Source organism: Viridibacillus arvi, from assembly GCF_001274945.1.
GTDB lineage: Bacteria > Bacillota > Bacilli > Bacillales_A > Planococcaceae > Viridibacillus > Viridibacillus arvi.
In genome coordinates, this window is sequence record NZ_LILB01000005.1 from 934,777 (window position 1) to 951,826 (window position 17,050).

At 36.1% G+C, this 17,050-nt stretch carries 13 protein-coding genes; 5 read left to right on the forward strand and 8 right to left on the reverse strand.

Annotation, left to right across the window (positions count from 1 at the left end; genetic code table 11):
* Positions 1–13 precede the first annotated feature (13 nt).
* The 5 genes from AMD00_RS13860 (at position 14) to AMD00_RS13880 (ending at position 5,091) form a co-directional block, all read left to right on the forward strand.
* Positions 14–1,120, forward strand: a complete 1,107-nt coding sequence (locus AMD00_RS13860) for an ABC transporter ATP-binding protein (RefSeq protein ID WP_053417607.1) — start codon at positions 14–16, stop codon at positions 1,118–1,120.
* Entirely contained in the window at positions 1,110–1,934 is an 825-nt protein-coding gene (locus tag AMD00_RS13865; RefSeq protein WP_053417608.1) for an ABC transporter permease, read from the forward strand. The genes AMD00_RS13860 and AMD00_RS13865 overlap by 11 nt, the downstream gene beginning before the upstream one ends.
* Positions 1,918–2,721, forward strand: coding sequence for an ABC transporter permease (locus AMD00_RS13870; protein ID WP_053417609.1), 804 nt, complete (start codon positions 1,918–1,920; stop codon positions 2,719–2,721). Before AMD00_RS13865 ends, AMD00_RS13870 begins: the two co-directional genes overlap by 17 nt.
* Positions 2,718–3,791: an ABC transporter substrate-binding protein gene (locus tag AMD00_RS13875; RefSeq protein WP_053417610.1), complete on the forward strand. Its 1,074-nt coding sequence runs from the start codon at positions 2,718–2,720 to the stop codon at positions 3,789–3,791. The genes AMD00_RS13870 and AMD00_RS13875 overlap by 4 nt, the downstream gene beginning before the upstream one ends.
* A gap of 130 nt (positions 3,792–3,921) precedes the next feature.
* Positions 3,922–5,091, forward strand: coding sequence for an MFS transporter (locus AMD00_RS13880; protein ID WP_053417611.1), 1,170 nt, complete (start codon positions 3,922–3,924; stop codon positions 5,089–5,091).
* Positions 5,092–5,131: 40 nt separating this feature from the next.
* Here the strand turns inward: AMD00_RS13880 and AMD00_RS13885 are convergent, their stop codons facing one another.
* From AMD00_RS13885 to AMD00_RS13920, 8 genes are read right to left on the reverse strand one after another with little or no spacing between them, the layout of a single operon-like run.
* Positions 5,132–7,732 carry a VWA domain-containing protein gene (locus AMD00_RS13885; RefSeq protein WP_053417612.1) on the reverse strand — a complete coding sequence of 867 codons (2,601 nt, stop codon included), beginning with the start codon at positions 7,730–7,732 and terminating at the stop codon, positions 5,132–5,134.
* Positions 7,716–9,485 carry a vWA domain-containing protein gene (locus AMD00_RS13890; RefSeq protein WP_053417613.1) on the reverse strand — a complete coding sequence of 590 codons (1,770 nt, stop codon included), beginning with the start codon at positions 9,483–9,485 and terminating at the stop codon, positions 7,716–7,718. Before AMD00_RS13890 ends, AMD00_RS13885 begins: the two co-directional genes overlap by 17 nt.
* Positions 9,486–9,495: 10 nt before the next feature.
* Positions 9,496–10,374, reverse strand: a complete 879-nt coding sequence (locus tag AMD00_RS13895) for a DUF58 domain-containing protein (RefSeq protein ID WP_322787047.1) — start codon at positions 10,372–10,374, stop codon at positions 9,496–9,498.
* On the reverse strand, positions 10,371–11,366 hold the full coding sequence (locus tag AMD00_RS13900; RefSeq protein ID WP_053417614.1) for an AAA family ATPase: 996 nt from the start codon (positions 11,364–11,366) through the stop codon (positions 10,371–10,373). Before AMD00_RS13900 ends, AMD00_RS13895 begins: the two co-directional genes overlap by 4 nt.
* Before the next feature lie 12 nt (positions 11,367–11,378).
* On the reverse strand, positions 11,379–12,839 hold the full coding sequence (locus AMD00_RS13905; RefSeq protein WP_053417615.1) for a hypothetical protein: 1,461 nt from the start codon (positions 12,837–12,839) through the stop codon (positions 11,379–11,381).
* A gap of 12 nt (positions 12,840–12,851) precedes the next feature.
* Positions 12,852–13,697: an ABC transporter permease gene (locus tag AMD00_RS13910; protein ID WP_053417616.1), complete on the reverse strand. Its 846-nt coding sequence runs from the start codon at positions 13,695–13,697 to the stop codon at positions 12,852–12,854.
* The gene (locus tag AMD00_RS13915; RefSeq protein ID WP_053417617.1) at positions 13,694–14,623 is read right to left on the reverse strand and encodes an ABC transporter ATP-binding protein; all 930 of its coding nucleotides are present in this window, start codon (positions 14,621–14,623) and stop codon (positions 13,694–13,696) included. The genes AMD00_RS13910 and AMD00_RS13915 overlap by 4 nt, the downstream gene beginning before the upstream one ends.
* On the reverse strand, positions 14,620–17,004 hold the full coding sequence (locus AMD00_RS13920) for a DUF7408 domain-containing protein (RefSeq protein WP_053417618.1): 2,385 nt from the start codon (positions 17,002–17,004) through the stop codon (positions 14,620–14,622). The genes AMD00_RS13915 and AMD00_RS13920 overlap by 4 nt, the downstream gene beginning before the upstream one ends.
* Positions 17,005–17,050 lie beyond the last annotated feature (46 nt).

The window sequence follows — 17,050 nt, forward strand, 5'->3', positions numbered from 1 at the left end:
TAGGAGGCCCCACATGACTGAAAACTCAATTATCCGCTTTGAAAACGTGTCGAAGTCTTATTCTGATGGCACTGTCGTATTAAAAGACATCAGTTTTGAATTAGAAAGAGGTGAGTTTTACACGCTACTAGGTCCATCTGGTTGTGGTAAAACAACAATTCTCCGCCTAATCGCTGGTTTCATGGAGCCAACGAGTGGCTCGATTTATTTCAATGGGAAGAAAATCAATAATGTTCCTGCAAATGAAAGACAAGTAAATACTGTATTCCAAGACTATGCCCTATTCCCACATTTAGATGTGTTTGAAAATGTAGCATTTGGATTGCGTATTAAAAAACTAAAAAATGCTGAAATAACAACTCGTGTAAATGAAGCGTTAAAATTCGTTAACTTAGAAGGCTATGGCAATCGTGAAATTTCTGAAATGTCCGGTGGTCAACGCCAACGCGTTGCTATCGCTCGAGCAATCGTGAATGATCCTGAAATCATCTTATTAGATGAACCATTATCAGCATTAGATTTAAAGCTTCGTACAGAGATGCAATATGAACTGCGAGAATTACAACAACGACTAGGTAAAACATTTGTATTTGTCACACATGATCAAGAAGAAGCATTAGCAATGTCGGATGAAATTTTCGTTTTAAACGAGGGTACTATTCAACAAAGTGGTACGCCAGTTGATATTTATGACGAACCAATTAACCGATTCGTTGCTGATTTCATTGGCGAATCAAATATAGTACCTGGTACGATGATTGAAGACTTTGTCGTGAAATTCGCTGGCAAAACATTCGAATGTGTTGACCAAGGTTTAAATCCTAATGAAAAAATAGACATCGTAATTCGACCTGAAGATTTAGAAATTACGTCACTTGAAAATGGTAAGCTAGAAGTAACTGTAGATACACAATTATTCCGCGGTGTACATTATGAATTATCTACCTATGATAAAGATGGAAATGAATGGCTTGTACACTCATTAAAAAAAGCAACAGTTGGTACGAAAATCGGCCTAGATTTTGATCCTGAAGCCATTCACGTTATGCGTCTAAACGAGACAGAGGAAGACTTTGACAAACGTTTAGAATCATATGGAGATGAAGAAGATGAGAAATAACAAAAACAGCCCATTTACACTCGTTCCATATTATTTATGGATTGCTCTCTTTGTAATTGCCCCTATTATATTAGTTGTGTATTACTCACTTCTTGATTTAAATGGTAATTTTACATTCGCTAACTATCAGAATTTCTTTACAGGCGTTTATTTAAAAATGACACTAAGTTCATTTTGGTACGCATTTCTGATTACCGTATTTTCTTTATTAGTTTCTTATCCTACGGCATATTTAATTACTAAAACAAAGCAAAAACAACTTTGGCTTATATTAATTATTATTCCATCATGGATTAACTTACTTTTAAAAACGTACGCATTTATTGGGATTTTCGGTATGAGTGGACCGATTAATGCAGTTTTGAAAACAATTGGCATTCCAGAGCAACAAATCTTATTTACTGATGCTAGTTTTGTTTTTGTGGCTGTTTATATTTTCATTCCGTTTATGATTTTGCCGATTTTCAATGCATTGGATAAATTAAATCCAGCACTTATTTATGCTTCTCGTGATTTAGGTGCTTCAAAACTGACTACATTCCGTCGAGTTATACTACCACTGACAATGAACGGTGTTAAATCAGGAATTCAAGCAGTATTTATCCCTTCATTATCTCTATTTATGATAACTCGACTTATTGCAGGTAACCGAGTTATTACACTTGGGACTGCAATTGAACAACAGTTTTTGGTTACTCAGAACTGGGGAATGGGTTCGACAATCGCAGTTTTCTTAATACTATTTATGTTCATCATCATGCTACTCACTGGTCAAAAAGAGAAAGGGGCATCACAAAATGGAAAAGCTAAGTAAAGGTTCAAAGCTGTATTTAGCTTTGGTATTTGTCGTTTTGTATGCGCCTATTCTGTTTTTAGTATTTTACTCTTTTAACAGTGGCGGAACGATGACAAATTTTGAATCATTTACGTTGGAACATTATAAAGCTGTATTTGATGATACACGTTTGATCAACATTTTAATTAATACAGTTGTAGTAGCATTATTGTCCGCACTCATTTCCACTATGATTGGGACTCTTGGTGCGATTGGAATTGTTTCGATACGCAATCACAAACTACGTAACACTGTTCTTTCGCTTAATAATATTTTAATTGTAAGTCCAGACGTTATTATTGGGGCATCTTTCTTGATCTTATTCACAATGGTTGGAGTTAATTTAGGCTTTAGTTCTGTATTATTAGCTCACGTTGCTTTTAGTATCCCAATTGTTGTCATTATGGTTTTACCTAAGTTACAAGAAATGAATTCTTCTCTAATCGATGCCGCACTTGATTTAGGTGCATCACGTCGCGATATTTTAACTCGTGTTATTTTACCTTATATCAAACCAGGTATTTTCGCTGGATTCTTTTTAGCTTTAACTTATTCCCTTGATGATTTCGCAGTGACGTTTTTCGTTACCGGAAATGGCTTTAGTACTTTATCCGTTGAAATCTATTCTATGGCACGCGCTGGTGTGTCTTTAACTGTTAATGCTATCTCAGGCTTAGTATTCTTTGTTACGATGTTACTTGTGCTCGGTTATTACTTCATCACAAACCGTAGTAAAGGCGCTCGTGGATCGGAGGTTCCTAAATGAAGTCATTAGTACGCTATACAGTTGGCATAATTCTTGTTTGCGCAGTACTGATGTATGCTGCAAGTGTAATGGACCAAACTTCCGGGAAATCAGGGAAAGATATTTTAACCATATACAACTGGGGCGAATATATTGACCCTGACTTACTGAAACAATTTGAAAAAGAAACTGGTATTCACGTTATTTATGAAACATTTGATTCAAACGAAGCGATGATGACGAAAATTGAGCAAGGTGGTACATCTTATGATATTTCGATGCCATCTGAATACACAATCGAGCAAATGAAAGAACGTGAATTACTACTTCCTATCGATTACAAACAAATTCCGAATATCAAGAATATCGATGAAGATTTCTTGGATTTGGATTTTGATCCGAAGAATAAATACTCTGTCCCTTATTTTTGGGGGACTGTAGGGATTGTTTATAATACAAAAATGTTAAAAGGACAAAATTTTGATAGTTGGGATGATCTTTGGGATCCTTCTCTAAAAGGCAAAGTGATATTAGTTGATAGTGCTCGTGAAGTTTTAGGTGTTAGCTTAAACAGTATGGGAAAATCACTTAATTCTACTGATACTGATGAATTAAAGGCAGCAACTGACAAATTAATAAAAATGGCTCCGAATGTCAAAGCTATTATCGGAGATGAAGTAACTCAATTAATGGTCAATGGTGATGCCTCTGTAGCTTTAACTTGGTCAGGTCAAGCCGCTGATATGATGTATGAGAATGAAGACTTAACATACAATGTACCATCAGAAGGTTCGAATTTATGGTTTGATAACATGGTTATTCCTAAAACGTCTAAAAACATCACAGGTGCTCATAAATTCATTAACTTTATGTTAGATCCTGAAGTGGCTGCTCAAAATGCAGATTATGTAGGATACTCTACACCGAATAAAGCTGCATTAAAATTAATGGATCCGGAAGTAGTAAACGACGAACGCTACTATCCATCAAAAGAAGTTCGAAATAATTTGCATGTGTATAAAAATTTAGGTAAAGAAAAAATCGGTGAGTACAATGAGTTTTTCTTGAAATTTAAAATGTCCATACGATAAAATAAAGAAGCTCGGTAGGTGTAAACCTTACTGAGCTTCTTTTGTTGCTTAACATCTGAACAAGCTGTATAATTCTAACAGCGACATTAATTAGCAACACGAAATACTTCTTCGAGAAAGAGTGAAATATATGAAATCCTCTAATAAATTGGCATTGATTTTATTAATGTTTAATATGTTCATCACGATGAGTGCCGTTGGTCTTATTATTCCTGTTATGCCCACATATTTAAAACTGTTTGGTGCAGCAGGACAAGTACTCGGCTTTTTAATAGCTATTATAGCTTTTGCACAGTTTCTGTTCTCTCCTATCGCAGGTAATCTATCTGACAAAATAGGCCGGAAAAGATTAATAGTTTTTGGCTTAATTTTAAACGGAATTGCACAAATCTCTTTTGGCTTATCTACAGAACTTTGGATGCTATTCGTTTGTCGATTCTTAACAGGAGTCGGATCTGCCTTTATCGTACCCCCAATTATGGCCTATGTAGCAGATATTACAACCATTGATGAACGCGGAAAAGCGATGGGTCAAATCGGTGCAGCGATTTCACTAGGCTTTATGATTGGGCCTGGAATTGGAGGCTTTTTGTCTAATGTTAGTTTACACTTCCCATTCTATTTTGCAGGGTCTGCTTCTATACTCGCAGGAGTGCTATCTCTCATCTTACTACCAGCGACAAAACCTATAATACAGAATGCTGTAAAAGGTGATAACATATTCAAGCAATTAACCCGTTCATTCCATGCCTCATACTTTGTACTACTTATTGTTGTCTTTGTATTCTCATTTGGAATTTCAAATTTCCAAGCGACATTATCGATGTTCTTAACATATAAGTTTGCATACACTGCAACTGATATCGCCATATTAATGACTGTTGGTGGTTTTGTTGGTGTCATTGTCCAAGGCTTTGCATTAAATACGTTATTTAAAAAATTCGGCGAAATGAAGATTATATTATTTGGTCTTGCAGTTGCATCTATAAGTATGCTAGGAATATTATTCGTTAGTGGATTCTTTATCATGTTACTTGTAGCAACTATATTCTCAACAGCTACAACTTTAATTCGCCCAGCTGTTAATACACTAATTTCAAAAACTGCTGGTAATGAACAAGGTTTTGCTGCTGGTATGAATAATGCATACATGAGTTTAGGTAATATGATTGGTCCTGCACTTGCAGGAATATTATTCGATTGGAATATGAATAGTCCATATGTTTTCGGGACAATTATTCTTGTTAGTTGCTTCTCCTTAACTGCGATTTGGTCAAAGAAAAAAGCAACACTTGCTTAATTAAATATATTTAAAGGCGGCTCATACTCGAGCCGCCTTTTTAACGTGTTTTTTTATTTTTTAATAGTTCACTAACATTGAGGTGGTCTTCATGTTTAGTTTCTTTTTTTGTTCTACGAAGTCCCTTTGGAATATTCAGTAATGAAGTCAAACCGAAACGTCTTAATGTGATATCAATAAAGAACAATAACATCGCAGTAAACACCAACCATTGTGCAATGCTCTGCTCGTTTGAACTTGATGTAGGAAGCTTACGAAAGGCTTCTGCTGGATCTGTTAGTTCCTTACCATCAGTTTTTGTTGAAAGCTCTTTTAATAACTTTGTATTGTCAGGCTGTATTTTATATTCTGTACTATAAGGAATAGTCAATCCCGCTTGATACATACCTTTTTCATCATTTGAAACTCTGAAGAATACTAATCCAGGTCCATGTTCAAAATTCACACGTGTTTTACCAGGCGCTAAAGGTTCTTCATTGATTGATAACTCTTCACCTTTTTCATCTACAACCACTATGTCCATAAAGGCCGATTGTGCTGTCGGGTCTGAAACGATAAAAGAACCATCGCTTTGCTGTTGGATATTATAGGGTACCTCATTGTAAGCAGGGAGTAGCTCCGACACAGTCGTGTTCCAAAAATCCGACCACCCTTGAAAGCGAGCCCAATCTCCACTCCACTTGCCTGTTGTATCCGATGTGAAGGCCATTGTCTTTCCTAAACCGTATTTCCATTCAGCAAAGACTGGATCATCCTTTTCACTTTCAGCAATGACATTAGCCGTTTGCTTTGCTGTAGTAGCGATGTAAGCATTCATTTTCGGCACGCCATCTTTAAATAGACTTTGCCATTTTGTCCCTCCACCAATGATGGGATAAAACGGATTGTCTTCAATATATGTGCGAGTCAACATCGACGTTTCACGAGAAAGTATAGATGGAATTGTTTCTTCATCTGCTACATCATAGAATCGACCTGCACCTGCTTCTGCTAAATATTGAAGTAAACTCCGATCAGAATCTTGTCCAATCGCAACTGTAGAAAGTGTAATATTCGCTTTTTTACCTTCCGCAATTAGCTGCTCATAAGAATTATTTGTTGCTGCCTGACCATCTGTTAATAATATAATATGCTTGCGCTGTAATTTTATATCTTGCATACGTTCATAAGCTAAGCTTAATGATGTATAAATTTCAGTTCCCCCATTTGGTGCGACAGATAAAATTTGCTCAATAGCTTGCTTTTTATCTTTTAACGGGGTTGGGGGAATAATTTCCCATGGCCTATCGTCAAACGCGATAAATCCAAACGTATCCTCCTCACGTAATAATTCAACTGATCGTGCAGCTGCTTCTTTTGCTAAATTAATTTTGTTGCCACTCATACTCCCTGAACGGTCTAAGACAATTGTTAAACCAAGAGAAGGAATCTGTTCTTTACCCTTTACTTCCATTTCAACAGGTAAAATGGTCTCAATCGGCGTTTTGAAATAACCACCGAGACCAAAACTATTTTCCCCACCAATCATCATAAATCCCATTCCAAAGTTTTTCACTGCCTGTTCAATCATAGTCATTTTCTTTTCCCCGACTAAATGCCCTGAGACATTGTCAAAAATAATAGCATCATAGCCAATATAAGATGACTGCATTGACGGTAATTCTATCGCCGAGATGTCATCTACCTTCATCGTACTCTGGTCAATGATATTTGATAGACTACTCGATTTCACATCATCTCCGTGTACTAATAATATACGTGGGGTTCCTTGTACAGTGGTTACACTCGTTAATTCATTATTTTCAAGTAAGGCATCTTCTGCCATTTTAAGTTGTACATCATATTTAATGAGACCGTCACCTTTTGCCGTATGCCGGAACGTAACTGTATTTGAACCACTATCTAACTGGACTTTTTGTTTTTCAATTACTTTATCATTCGCCGATAAAAGTAACTCACCAGTCGTATTTGTCGATGCTTCTATTTGTACCGTTAACTGTTGCCGTTCACCTTTATATGCTACTGGTGGCGTTTCAAAAGATGTAATGGCAACATCTTGTTTTACTGGTTTATCTACTTTTACTGTATCAATTTGAATATTACTATTTTGTAGCCTACTAAGTTGATCCATTGTTGAACCCGCTGTTTCTACTCCATCTGAAAATAATACAATACGAGTAGCCTTATTGCGATCTACTACATTCGATACTAGCTGTAAGGCATTTGCTAAATTGGTTTGTCCACTATCTTTTAAAGCTGACCATACTGGCAAATTGATGTTATCAGCGGTTAAGCCAAGATCAGTCTGTACTCCTGAAGCAAAGCTATAAACCCCTTTAGATTGGTAATCCTTACTACTTTCAATACTTTCTTGAATCCAACTTGCAATATCTTTTTCAGTTCCTTTCATTGAGGCAGACCGATCTACTAAAAAGACTACTTGTTCTTCCTTTACAGGCAATAAAATATAAGGGGCACTTAATGCAAAAATAAGTAAACTGATTGCTACTACACGCATGTAGAAAATAATTTTATGTTCTTTATTATAACGCTTGCTACTTTGTAGCCATGCCCATCCAAAATACATTAGAACTGGTATGAATAACAAAAGATAGAGAGGGTGATCAATGCGTAAATCCATATCGACGTTGCACCTCCCATTCAACTAGTAATAATGTGATAATCAACAATAATAATAATGGCACTAGGGGTTGCTGTATAAAATTTGTTGCTTTTTTATCCATAGTCTCTCCATATTCAAATGAAGTCCCTTTAGCAATTACTTTTTCTTGCTGCTGTAATGTAACTACGAAGCGTTTTTCCTCATTACCCGATTTCATCATATAGAATCCTGGTTTAGTAGGTGCGATAAAACTGTTACCATCTTCAAAGCTACGAATGTATTCCCCGTCTTGAGTATATATTTCATACCCTTTTTCTCCACCGTCTATTCCTGCCAAAGAAATAATACGTCTTTCATTCGGTGAAAACGTGCCAATATCACTACCACTACTAGCAAGGCTTTCTTTTGCACTCCATAAGAATAAAGGGAATGAAGGGTGAAGCGGCCAATCTGTCATTTGTATATCCGCTAAGACGGCAATATGTCCTATAGGTGAAATTTGAATAAATGGCGCATCTCCAATTGTTGCAATTGTTTTATAATCTGTAAACGCAGGATACAACTCATTGACGTATACATCCTTTATTGGAGCATAAGCAAAGAGGTTAGAATCCTTCGTTTTCAGTTCTCCCTTTACTTCTTTTGCTTTTTTATCATCACGCCCAATTAAAAGAACTGGTTGCTTTTGTTGTTCTAATAACCTCGTTTGGTTTGTAACGATGATTGCATCATCCTTCGAATCACCTAATTGTAATGATGGTACTATGCTTACTGGGAAATCCATCGCCTGAAAGGCTTTTTGTACTAATTGCTGTAACCCTTGATCGACTAAAATTTTAGATATATTCTGCTGTATCAAAATGGTCATTTCGTTATCTACTTTGTAGTCATCCTTGACCTTTAACTTAGCTGTTAGAGCTGTTTGATTAGGGAGATTATCGAAGAGAACACGTTCTTCTTTATTTGCAGGGATAGTAATTTTCTTTTTTGTTAACTCTTTACCTGTATCATTAGTAATTAAAATTGTTACTTGTTGTTCTTTACTCGTATCATTTTTCACTTGAGTAATTGCCTTTAGCTGACCTTCTACTTTTGTTGCACCAAAGCGCTGCAATGAAATGTTCTGTAGGTCATCTGGTGCCCCTTTAACAATCCATTTAACGTCTGGTAATTCCAATGGTAATTGGTCACGTTCTATTGCATCCGTGAACAAATAAATAACTGTTGATTTCTTGCTAATGAATGTTTGTAAAAAATCTAACATTGTTGGAAACTGTTCATTAGCATATGTAACTTCTAAAGATTTTACGGCATTTTGAATCGTCTTAGTATTTGTTTCATTACGCAATACTACTTGTGGTTCTAATCCAGTTGTAATAATTGTAACAGCCTTCCCACCGAGCTTATTTGTTAAATCTAGCATCTCTTTTTGATGTGCCTCAAATATCGTTTGCCCTTCATTTTCTGATAGCATTGTAGCGGATGTATCTACTACCCAAATAATTTGATTACCAGCAATAGATTTTGTTTTCCAATACGGTTGTAATAATGCGATAACAAGTAAAATAAGGCCAAGCATTTGCAAATAAAATAAGGCATTTCTTTGTAAATGCTGTAAATAAGGTGAAGCTTTTGTTTCTTTCATTACTTCGTCCCAAAAAAGCGTGGAAGAAATTTGTTTCACCACATATTTTTTACGGAAAAAATAATAAATTAATACCGTTAGAGGAAAGATTGCTGTTAATAGAAACGGTAGTTGATTAAATCCCATTTACTTCACCTCACTGTAACCATTTTGCTTTGACTAGTTGATTAAATAGAACGTGTTGGAGCCCATCTATCACTTGCACAGTTAATTGCTGTACACCATATTTTCTACATATTGTCTCAAGCTCTAATTGATGTCTCTGTTGTTTCTCTTCATATGATCGAAGTACATTTTGTGACATTGATACATTAACACTCGATGAAGTCTCAACATCAACTAATCGTACATCCCCAGAGTAAGTTGGTAATTTTTCATCAGCAGACTGTATTTGGAGAAGTCGAACATCCTTTGCAAATCTCGGCGTTTTACTTAAAAAAGCACTCCACTTTTCAAGTGGTTCAAGCACATCTGAAATGATGATCAATATCGTTGCATCCTTAGGCAAAGTTTGTAAAGCATGTTCAGCAAAAGATTTAGTGAACTTTGGTTCCGATAAATCTGATACAGTCTTTTCATATGCCTTTTGATAAGTTGCCCCCTTGCGACGAAATGGTGGTGTCGGCTTGTCTGATACATATGAAAATGATAATCGATCATCCTTATTTAACACCATAAGGCCAAACGCGGTAGTTAGCTGTCTTGCGAATAGCCATTTTGCTTCCCCCCCCATCGATTTCGTTGTATCAAGTACTATATGAACACGCATCTCTTGCTCATCTAAAAAGCGTTTAATAAAGAATTTCTCAGTTCTCGCAAAGACATTCCAATCCAATTGTCGAACATCGTCACCTGGATGATATTCTCTAAAATCAGAGAAATCTAGTGATGCACCAAAGCGCTGTGACCGATGCGTTCCTTTATGATGTCCACGTATTTTCGTTGCTGTACTTAAAGACAACCGGCGAATTTTACTAGCCCATTCATTTGGCAGCAAAAAATTTGATTGCATCATACAACTTGCCCTTGTTTCATTTTTTCAAGTAAAGTATTTAGTACATCGTCAACTTGTAAGCCCGCAGCCTCTCCTTCATAATTAAGCATTAATCGATGTCGGAGAGCTGGTTTTGCTACAGTTTTTATATCTGCAATAGACACATGATAGCGGCCATTAATTAGTGCACGTGCTTTTGCAAGTTTTACTATACTTTGCAATCCACGAGGACCACTACCATACTCGATAAACTGTTTTACTTCATCAATCGTATCAGGACTATCTGGATGCGTAGCGACAACTAAATCCACCGCATAAGAAAGCATATCATCAGCTATCATTACTTCTTTCACCATTTCTTGCAATTCAACAATTTCTGTATCGTTCATTATTTTTTTTAATTCAATTGAAATTGAGCCTGTCGTTCTTTTCATGATTTCCATCAATTCTATTTTTGATGGAGTCGGGACTAGTATTTTACAAAGGAAACGGTCCATTTGCGCTTCCGGTAAAGGATAGGTTCCTTCCATTTCTATTGGATTTTGTGTAGCTAATACAAAGAATGGTTTGGCCATTTTCTTTGTATCACCAAGAACAGTTACTGTTTTTTCACCCATTGCCTCTAGTAGTGCACTTTGAGTTTTTGGCGTTGCACGATTAATTTCATCGGCTAAAACCATTTGACTGAATATAGGCCCTTTTTGGAAAGAAAAGCGTTGATTTCCATCTGCTGAACGTTCAATAACACTCGTACCTGTTATATCCGTTGGCATTAAGTCTGGCGTAAATTGAATACGTGAAAACGATAAGTCAAGAACTTCAGAAATTGTTCGGATCAACATCGTTTTCCCTAATCCTGGAAGCCCTTCTAGTAAAGCATGACCATCAGCAAGAACAGCAAACATTGTATAATCGATTGCCTCTTCCTGCCCAACGATAAAGCTGCCAATTTCGTCTCGAACAACTTGTAATTTTTCACTCATCGCTACATATTGCTCCGGTGTGTATGACATGGATTTCCTCCTCTATTTGTTTTCAATCGTAGAAAAATAATTTTGAACTATATTCTGTAATTCTTTTGGTAATTGCAGTCGATCTGTTGTTTGGAAATACGAATCTTTATAACTTCCAACAACTTCTTCATAAGGTCTTATTGATCCTTTGTGAACTGGACCATTTTCTGTTTCATGAATTTCTGCAGCACTACCCTCACCCATTTTACCGGAGTCTACTGATGTTTCCCCTTTACTGCCAATACGTTCTGGGATCGCTAGCAAATTGCGATTGCCTTGACCGAGTCCTGCCCCCTGACCAGTGCCTGAGCCTGAACCATTACCTTGGCCTTGACCTTGACCTTGACCTTGGCCTTGACCTTGGCCTTGACCCTGTCCTTGACCCTGTCCTTGACCCTGTCCTTGACCCTGTCCTTGACCCTGTCCTTGGCCTTGGCTTTGATTCTTTCCGTTCTGATTAGGACTACTTTGCGTATTTGATTGAGAAGTACTACTATTTTGTGAACTACTTCCATTTTGATTAAAACTCTGACTAGCATTGCTATTTGAAGTAGCCGATTGATTTTGATTTTGACCATTTGCTTGCTGATTTTGTAACGCGGATTGAAGCGATTGCGATAGTGGCTTTCCCTGTTGACTCATCGCAGTTTGTGCATCTTTCGCCTTATTCATCAATAAGTCATTCGCTTTTTGCAAATCGGTTAATTCTTTCACTTCCGCCTTTGATAATCCTTTCACTTCGCCCTTTTCATCACTTTTAGCTAGTTCCTTTTTTTCTAATAATTGCTGCTCTTTTAATTGTAATTCCTTTTGCTTTTTCACGAACTCACGTAACGCTTCTTCAGATGTCTTAGTTTCTTTTAGCTTTTCCTGTAGCTTCGCTAATTCCTTTTTCACTTCTTTTGACTTTGCCTTTTTCTCAAGCTTTTTCACTTCTTTTTTCATGTCTGTAATGATCTTATTTTCTTGCTCGGCATCTTTTGCAGCTAATTGTGTTGTTGCAGGAAATAAAGTAAGAGCGAAAATTGCAACGGCAATAAAAAAACTACCTAATATGTAGGGTACATGCACGATTTTCTTCTCTCTTGCTTTAAACTTAAGCAACGCTATTTCAGCATGATCATCTGTCTGCTTCAGTAAATGTTGATACAATGGCGTCGAAGTATCGTCTATCGAAAAAACTGTACGTAATTGATTATGTGGAAAATAGCCATCAAGTGCATATATTGAATGCTCTTTTGATGGCTTCGTCCACAAAATATAAAGTACCCAAGAAACAAAAATCATGATAGATACTATGAGTGCAATTTGAGAATAGTAAGGAAAAACAAAGAACCGAGAAACGATCATTAATATAAAACTAACACTCAATGCGACTAGTAGTCCCAACTGAATTTTAGTAAATAGATGCTCAAGAACAAGACTCGTTTTTGCCTTTTTCACTGCGTGTGCTAAACGACTTTGATCGTTCATCGATTACCCTCCTCATCTCGCTTTTTTCATGTTAACACGTAGTCTCTTTATAGCAATAAACAAGCAGACAACGGTCACAATTGAATAGAATATTAAATATCCTGCCCAAATTGGAAAATGAATTTTCGTTACTTCATAGAATTCCTCCAACATTTCAGGGCTAATGAGTGTCATCATTAAAGCAATTGGATTAATGGTACCCCAAAAATAAGCAAAAATTGATGGGCTTGTCACACCCGTTGTGCTTGATACATTCATCCTCATTGAGATCAAAAAGAAAAACGCCGTAACACCTGTTAAAAATAGCATCGATCCATACGTCACAATCATAGAAAGAATAGTCTTCCTAAGTATTGTCGAAAACATGACTCCGATACTTCCTATAGCAAGCATTGTCAAAATCAAAAATGCAAAGATAACAAGTAATTGCGTTGGTGAAACACCACCAAATAAAAACACTAAACTATAAATTGGCAAACCTGCAATTAATAACAGTAATAAAAAAACGATAGATGAGCTCATTTTCCCAAAAATGATTTGGAAAGAAGATTGCGCCGTAGTTAAGAGAATATTTAACGTTTGTTTTTCGCGTTCTGAACTAATTGAACCGGCTGTCATACCTGGTGTAATAAACAATGTTAAAGCTAGTTGAACAAAAGTCAGTAAACTAAATAACAATACGCTTTCTTGTGAATTTATGAAACCACTTAAATTAAACTCCATAGATACAAAAATGAAACCAAAGACAAATATGCTGAGTGCTAGTAAATAAAACATGATGCCTGAAAAGCTTTTAAAGGCACGAAATCTTAGCTTAAGTTCTTTTATAAGCACTGGATTAGTAAACATCGACCTCATGCTTCATCTACTCCCTTCGTAATAGCCATAAAGACATCTTCTAAGTCTTTTTCTTCTTCTGCAAATGATAATATAGGAATATTTGCTAATACTGCTTTTTTCAATAGTTCCATCTGTTCTTCATCTGATCCTCGATAACGGAAACTTAATTGATGTTCACCTGTTTCAATTCCTGTTATAAACGGATTTTCCTCAAAGAAACTTATAGCTTTTTCAAGATCATCTTGCAGCTTCACAGTCAATACTTTTTCACCTTGTAATTGTGTTTGAATAGTTGAGACCGATCCATGAGCTATTAATTTTCCATTATCAATAACACCAATTTCATCACACATCTCCGCAAGCTCAGGGAGGATATGCGAAGAAATTAATATCGTCTTACCCATTGATTTTAGCTGTTTCAAAATATCCCGCATTTCTATTCGAGCACGGGGGTCTAGACCCGATGCCGGTTCATCCAAAATGAGAACTTTAGGATCATGAATAAGCGTTCTAGCTAAACAAAGACGCTGCTTCATACCGCGTGATAATACATCAACATATTCATAGCGCTTATGTGTTAAATTGACTAGTTCTAAAAGTTGTGGAATTAACTTCTTTCTTTCAGCTGCTGGAATACCATAACTTGAACCAAAGAAATCTAAATATTCATCTGCTTTCAATTGATCATAGACACCAAAGAAGTCAGGCATATATCCAATTAGTTTTCGGATTTCCTCAGCGTGTTTCGTTACACTTTTCCCATCAATCCATGCATCACCAGCTGTTGGTTGCAGTAGTGTTGACAAAATAGAGAATGTCGTTGACTTACCCGCTCCATTTGCTCCTACAAAACCAAATACTGTTCCTTCACCAATTGAGAGATCCAGTCCTTGTAAAGCATAAAAGGAACCGTATTTTTTTGTTAGCCCTTTAATTTCTATCATTTTTGGACCTCTCCTTTCAATTGCAATTCTGGTAACACGGTCCTTGAATCATTATATTTCCCAATATTCTTTATTAATTTATAAATAACTTGACCATCTTTTGAAATATATTGCGAAACATCTTTATCAACTATAAATCTGGCATCGGTTACTTCTTCAAACTTATCTTTTTTCACATTATATAAATTGATTGTTAAAGTTTGCATATCCGTATTGGCTAGTTGTAATTCTGTCCACTTTACTTTTTTATCTAATATAGAATCTGGTATTGTCCAATTCACATCATATTCGCCATCATCTAAATACCAAGAATTATTATCCTCAAAGGTTTGTTCAACGTAGCCACCCATCGTTGAATTAATCTCTTTAGTCATTGCATTTGCAGGTAATACGAATTCACCTGATAAATTAGTTTTCGGATTAAAATTTTGGACAATTAAATTCATAGAAGATTGCTCAGCTTTTTGCGTTTTTAATTCAATTGGTAATAACGCTTCATCTACCCACGCCACTATAGCTGGTTGATCATTATCACCTAACATTTGATAAGCTAAGTTTCTAGCACTCTGCTGGCGATTTTTTAGAAGCTCTTTTTTATTTTTTGCTGGTTCTACTCCTACCATGCCCATTTGCATTGGAGGCAATAATATTGAACCATTAATTGTTTGAGTTACTTTTATAGTCTCATTTGGTTCAATATCACCAAGTTCCAACCACTTAACACCTGACCAAATTGATACATCCTTCACTTTAAATGGGAAGTTATTTTTAACTGTACCTTTCACAGCCCCATTTTCTACGTCTAACTGAATATCTAAACGACCAACATCTTTAATTTGCGTATGGCCAACCAAGTTACTTACAGCCCAATAACGGCTATTTCGAATCGTCAATGATTGATGGTCGGCATATTGTTCTAATACCGCTTTTTGATGTATATCATTTAAGTTTCTGAAACCTGAATATGTAGTAGACATAGTCATTGAAGTATCTTTTGGTGCCGTAATTTCAAAATCACCACTGCGATTTGATAATAATGCTGATGCATAGATACCTGATAAGCTATTATCATCATTAACCTTTAAAACAGTTGTTTGCTGAATTTGTGGATTTAATAGACGATCTTTTGCCCCGTACCAAAAGATGAACAAAGAAGTCACAATTGCTAATACGGGAATAATCCACCATGCATGTTCTCGTTTATCTTTATTTTTTAGTAAGAAATAGAGTACTGGTCCTAAAATGAAGATATATATGATAACAATCACAAGTAATAAAATAGCGGAAACTTGGAATGATGGAAAAATCTCATTTTGACTGACTAATTCCCAATTCATTTGACTTAATGTTGATTGTAATGATTGGTTATTAACTTTCAAAGGTACTATTTTCTCAAGAAGTTTTGTGTAATCATCTTCTTTTGCCAAAGGAGCATTTCCTAGAGAGAAGGCAGTTTGAATAACCTCCCCCTTACCTACAGCAAGTGTAGCAACAAGCGGAGATTGATTTGCTTCTAATATCACTTCTGCATTATTATTTAATTTGGCTTCGTAAGCTGTTACGTTTTCTTTAAAATTGCCGCCTTTTGTTAACTTTTTGAGTGTCTCTTTAGATACTGTTCGCTCTTCGCCTAAAGTCAACGGCAAATATTCTTTCAATAAACCAACTTCGGCATCTACGTTAATAGAAGCCCCGATAATTGCTTTACCACCATTTTTCACCCATTCAATAATGGCTAGTTGTTGTTCTTCTGTTAGGTCAGCTAATTTATATTCATCAATAACAAGTACATCCCCCGCTGACCAAGACGCTGCTTTTGAAGGTATTGTAAAGTCTGTTAACTGTGCAACATCAATTACTTCCATTCTAGTTGCATTGTTTTTGCCAAGTTTAGTGAAGCCTAATAACCGATCAGCATTACTAGTTAATGTGAAAACAATTGGAATATCAGCTTCAAGTAGTTGTGGATTGACATTTGCATTACCGATGTACTCAATCGATTTCCCCTTTTTCCAACCACCTTCGTAAAAGTGAATCATTTGTTGATTTGATCCACTACCAAAATACGCATCTGAAAACTGTTCAAATGCTACTTCTATCGACTTCGTTTCATTTTCTCCAATCTCTACAGGGATGGCGATACCGCTTCCAGTATTATAGTCCTGCATTGAGTCAATAACGATGTCGCCAGAAAATGCTGTTCCTGTGTTCTTGACCGTTATTGTAAGAGGCAATCCTCTATTATATTTACCTTTATTTGCAAATCCAACTGATGTCTTCACATCAAGCTTCGGTGCCGCAAATGCCTCCATTTGAATACCTGGTAAAAAGCTAAATATTAATAAAAAACATGAGACCAGTAATATTAACCTACTTCGCAATGGAGATCCCCCCTCTTTCTTCTTTTTAACTAGTACGTTTTTTAAA

Excerpts from the sequence above, each read along its gene's own strand:
- AMD00_RS13860 (WP_053417607.1), top strand. The coding sequence starts at position 14 with ATGACTGAAAACTCAATTATCCGCTTTGAAAACGTGTCGAAGTCTTAT.
- AMD00_RS13865 (WP_053417608.1), top strand. The coding sequence starts at position 1,110 with ATGAGAAATAACAAAAACAGCCCATTTACACTCGTTCCATATTATTTA.
- AMD00_RS13870 (WP_053417609.1), top strand. The coding sequence starts at position 1,918 with ATGGAAAAGCTAAGTAAAGGTTCAAAGCTGTATTTAGCTTTGGTATTT.
- AMD00_RS13875 (WP_053417610.1), top strand. The coding sequence starts at position 2,718 with ATGAAGTCATTAGTACGCTATACAGTTGGCATAATTCTTGTTTGCGCA.
- AMD00_RS13880 (WP_053417611.1), top strand. The coding sequence starts at position 3,922 with ATGAAATCCTCTAATAAATTGGCATTGATTTTATTAATGTTTAATATG.
- AMD00_RS13885 (WP_053417612.1), bottom strand. The coding sequence starts at position 7,732 with ATGGATTTACGCATTGATCACCCTCTCTATCTTTTGTTATTCATACCA.
- AMD00_RS13890 (WP_053417613.1), bottom strand. The coding sequence starts at position 9,485 with ATGGGATTTAATCAACTACCGTTTCTATTAACAGCAATCTTTCCTCTA.
- AMD00_RS13895 (WP_322787047.1), bottom strand. The coding sequence starts at position 10,374 with ATGATGCAATCAAATTTTTTGCTGCCAAATGAATGGGCTAGTAAAATT.
- AMD00_RS13900 (WP_053417614.1), bottom strand. The coding sequence starts at position 11,366 with ATGTCATACACACCGGAGCAATATGTAGCGATGAGTGAAAAATTACAA.
- AMD00_RS13905 (WP_053417615.1), bottom strand. The coding sequence starts at position 12,839 with ATGAACGATCAAAGTCGTTTAGCACACGCAGTGAAAAAGGCAAAAACG.
- AMD00_RS13910 (WP_053417616.1), bottom strand. The coding sequence starts at position 13,697 with ATGAGGTCGATGTTTACTAATCCAGTGCTTATAAAAGAACTTAAGCTA.
- AMD00_RS13915 (WP_053417617.1), bottom strand. The coding sequence starts at position 14,623 with ATGATAGAAATTAAAGGGCTAACAAAAAAATACGGTTCCTTTTATGCT.